Source organism: Pseudomonadales bacterium, from assembly GCA_013215025.1.
Lineage (GTDB): Bacteria > Pseudomonadota > Gammaproteobacteria > Pseudomonadales > DT-91 > DT-91.
Genome location: JABSRR010000243.1, coordinates 1 through 2,990, shown reverse-complemented (window position 1 = coordinate 2,990; position 2,990 = coordinate 1). Strand labels below are relative to the sequence as shown.

The 2,990-nt window shown below is 42.8% G+C and carries 3 protein-coding genes; 1 reads left to right on the top strand and 2 read right to left on the bottom strand.

From position 1 onward, the window contains the following. Positions 1-93 precede the first annotated feature (93 nt). Positions 94-1,812, top strand: coding sequence for a mechanosensitive ion channel (locus HRU21_12450; GenBank protein NRA43100.1), 1,719 nt, complete (start codon positions 94-96; stop codon positions 1,810-1,812). A gap of 61 nt (positions 1,813-1,873) precedes the next feature. Here HRU21_12450 and HRU21_12445 read toward each other — a convergent pair whose 3' ends face one another. Next, positions 1,874-2,155, bottom strand: a complete 282-nt coding sequence (locus HRU21_12445) for a pyrimidine/purine nucleoside phosphorylase (GenBank protein ID NRA43099.1) — start codon at positions 2,153-2,155, stop codon at positions 1,874-1,876. Between the two features lie 17 nt (positions 2,156-2,172). Then, positions 2,173-2,916 carry a queuosine precursor transporter gene (locus HRU21_12440; GenBank protein NRA43098.1) on the bottom strand — a complete coding sequence of 248 codons (744 nt, stop codon included), beginning with the start codon at positions 2,914-2,916 and terminating at the stop codon, positions 2,173-2,175. Positions 2,917-2,990: the final 74 nt, after the last annotated feature.

Here is a 2,990-nt window from a genome sequence, read left to right as displayed (position 1 = left end):
GATCAGCGTAAGTCACGGCTGTAATTGAGCGCTTGCCTTTGTGGTTTATTTCACTAGGATACGGGTATTCGTATTTGCTTAAGGATATAGCATATGCCAGTTGCAGCCGTAGTTTTTCTGGTTTTATTGAGTACAGGCCAAAATCTGCTCGCGCAAGACAGTGAGCAAGGCAATGTTTCAGCGTTTAGCCCCTCGAAAGAAACTTCCGTTGAATCCAGCGCTGATGTGCTTAGCCAAAATGCCGAGACCATCAGCGAGCTTAATCTACAACTGGTAGAGCAACAGCAAGATCGCGATGCAATCTCTAGTGCCCTTGAAGATACGGTTACAAGTCTCAATCAAGCGCAAGGCACTGAGCGAGCCTCCCTAGCAGTTCGGGTGTTTCAGCAAGGACAGGACTTGGTCAATGCCAATCAAGCGATTACGCGCACACTGCTATCATTACAAGATAATGCTGTCGATATCGCGCCCATCGTGGCGATTGAAAAAGATAATTTAATCCAGCTCAATCAACGCATTGTTGATGCGATAAATACCAATCTGCAACAATATCAAACAGCTACACTTGATCTAGACAGTTTATCCGATGAATATTTTTTATTATTCAATGAGCATCAAGAATATCAAGATATCGCGCTATCCATCTGGCAAGAGCATCAGCAAGGTCTTGCCAAGCTGGGCATCCTCAGTGCAGACGATCAAAAACTATTACATATTAATTTAATTCAGCGCGCCGAAAAGTTGGCGGGGCAGATTCAAATTTTATCGAAACAGGAAAAGTTACTTGATTCTGCACAGCACGATAGCTCTCAAGAACAAGTCATCAAAGTCACACAAGAAAAATTTGATATTGTGTCCAATAGTTTAAAAAAGGTGATTCATTTGATGCACCTTGAAGAGCTTGACACTAATGCTTATCAGCAAATCTTAATATCAACCACCGGTACAATTACTAAAGACGTGCTTGACCTGGATGTTGCTTCAAGCCTACTAGAAACTTGGTATCAACGCCTGCTGAAAGCGATTGATGAAAACGCCGTCGACATTATCTTCAAGCTGGTACTGCTGTCGGTTATTATTAGCATATCTTGGCTGTTAGCTAAATTGGTCGCGCGCATTCTTCATAACAGCTTATCGCGCAGCTCTGTTCAAGCAAATAACTTAATGCAAAAAATGGTGGTTGGTCTTGCCAGTCGCCTAATTCTTTTTCTCGGTGTGTTATTCGCCTTGTCGCAACTGGGGATCTCACTAGGCCCTGTGCTTACAGGTTTGGGCATTGCGGGCTTTGTTATCGGTTTTGCTCTTCAAGAGACACTCGCTAATTTCGCATCTGGGATCATGATTTTGATTTATCGCCCTTACGATATCGGCGATGCCGTAGACGTTGGCGACGGTGTGATTGGCGTCGTGAGTGATATGAACCTAGTGTCTACTACCATCATGACATTTGATAATCAGACCCTGATTTTACCCAATAATAAAATTTGGGGTGATGTAATCAAAAACATAACGAATCAGCAGCAACGACGTGTCGACATGACATTTTATGCACCGCTTGACCAAGATATTGACACCATGATGGCATTGTTCAAAGCCTGTATTCATTCAGACAGCCGAATAAAATCAGACCCTGAACCGATTGTAAAGATTACCGAAATCAATCTTAACGCCGTGGTTTTCTTAATCAGGCCGTGGGTAAACACTGCAGATTATTGGGAAGTTTACTGGGACTTTCATGCCGCTGTGAAGCGGCACTATGATGATGCCGGTATTGCCTTCCCAACGCAGCAATTCACTTTAAAAAATCAGTAACTGTATGAATGAGTTCTGATAAAGGCAGAAGAATATGAGCCTTGGAGAATTAGATCAGGCTCTATTCGTAGGTACAAAGGTATACTGTATTTTGCTTAACTTTGACCTTAAAAGAGACCCCAGCTGCAACTGAAAAAGTCTCTCCAATAGAAAAGCTTTGCCAGCTATCGCTATCGGGCAATAATACCGTAAGCTCACCTTCAACAACTTTCATCACTTCCTGTTGGCTGGTTGAAAACTCATACTCACCCGGCGCCATCACGCCTACGGTAGTTGCAAGTTTTTCACCAGCAAACGCGATAGATTTGACATGGCCATCAAAATATTCATTTACATCAAACATACTGTTTCCTTCTTTATCTAAACCGCCGCGGCGATGGGCTTTAACTTGTTAACTAAATAATAAAAAGGCAGCGTATCGACAATAGCTACCGTCATCTTAAACAGATAATTGCTTGCCATTAGCGTGAGCAGCTGCGCCATTGCCATATCGCCTTGAAAAAATACTGCGCCAAAGGTGACCATAATTACCACAAAAGAGTCAACTGCCTGACTAATCAAGGTGCTGCCATTGTTGCGCAACCAGAGATGCTTACCATTGGTTAGTTTTTTAAAAAAATGAAACAATCTAACATCACAGTACTGTGCAAAGATATAGGCGAGCATCGAAGCAAATACGGCGCCAGATGTGCATGCATAAATAAGATCAAATAATTCGACACTGGCATCGTATTGTTCGCCATTTGGCAGAGCCACAGGCTCAGCTAAATGAATTAACTGCCATGGCGGCATCGATTCAGGCGGCACCGCTGGAATAATTTGCCCCAACCACAAAAAGGATAAGATAAATCCGTTTAATACTAAGCCTATGGTCACAACAAAGTTAGCCCGCTGCTTACCATACAATTCGCATATTAAATCGGTACATAAAAAAGTAATAGGATACGGTAAAACACCTACCGCTAATGCCATCGGGCCAATTTCAATAAATCGCGTAATGCCAAGAATATTAAGCATCGTCATGGCACAGATAAATACGCCGGCCAGCAATAAAAATAATTTTTCGTGCTTAGGAAAAGCAGATTCTGACGCCTGATCGGCCATGGCTTTGTGCACGCTTTATGCCCTTAGGACAGCCCCATGGCCTGTCGGATAATAGTTTTTTTCAACGGTGCGAA

Coding starts and splice junctions, on each gene's coding strand:
- HRU21_12450 (NRA43100.1), top strand. CDS start 94: ATGCCAGTTGCAGCCGTAGTTTTTCTGGTTTTATTGAGTACAGGCCAA.
- HRU21_12445 (NRA43099.1), bottom strand. CDS start 2,155: ATGTTTGATGTAAATGAATATTTTGATGGCCATGTCAAATCTATCGCG.
- HRU21_12440 (NRA43098.1), bottom strand. CDS start 2,916: ATGGCCGATCAGGCGTCAGAATCTGCTTTTCCTAAGCACGAAAAATTA.